The following is a 630-nucleotide window of genomic DNA, read 5'->3' on the forward strand; positions in this document are numbered from 1 at the left end:
GCCTACTTTCTTTCCTCAAGATTACGTTGAAGAATTTCAAAACTGCTTAGATCGTACCCAGCCTTTTTCTTTTTCTGTGGCTCGAAAGATTATTGAAAATGAATTAGGTAAGCCTTTGAGTGCAGTTTATTCTTATGTTGACCCGGTTCCTTTAGCATCCGCTTCTATTGCTCAGGTTCATGCTGCCAAGCTTGTATCGGGTGAAGATGTAGTGATCAAAATTCAAAAGCCAGGTGTTGAGAATGTATTGCTTACAGACCTTAACTTTCTCTATGTCTCAGCGAGAATTATTGAACATCTGGCACCAAAGCTATCATGGACATCTATGTCTGGTGTCGTTGAAGAAATTCAGCGCACAATGATGGAAGAGTGTGATTTTATAAAAGAAGCAAATAACCTAGATGAGTTTAGCGAGTTTTTGCATAGTGCTGGCCACGAGGATGTTTGCGTTCCTAAAGTTTATCGAAGCGCTAGCTCGAGACGAGTTCTGACAATGGAACGTTTTTATGGTGTATCGCTAACTGATTTGGATACAATTCGTAAATACTGCTCCGATCCCGAAAAGACATTGATCACAGCAATGAATACCTGGTTCTCTAGTTTGACGCAGTGTGCCTTTTTCCACGCTGA

General features: G+C 40.8%; 1 protein-coding gene. It reads left to right on the forward strand.

Going from position 1 to position 630, the window contains the following annotated elements; translation table 11 throughout:
• On the forward strand, positions 1 to 630 hold a 630-nt coding region (locus A3757_RS06205; protein WP_197469871.1), incomplete at both ends, for an AarF/ABC1/UbiB kinase family protein.

Source organism: Oleiphilus sp. HI0117, assembly GCF_001635235.1.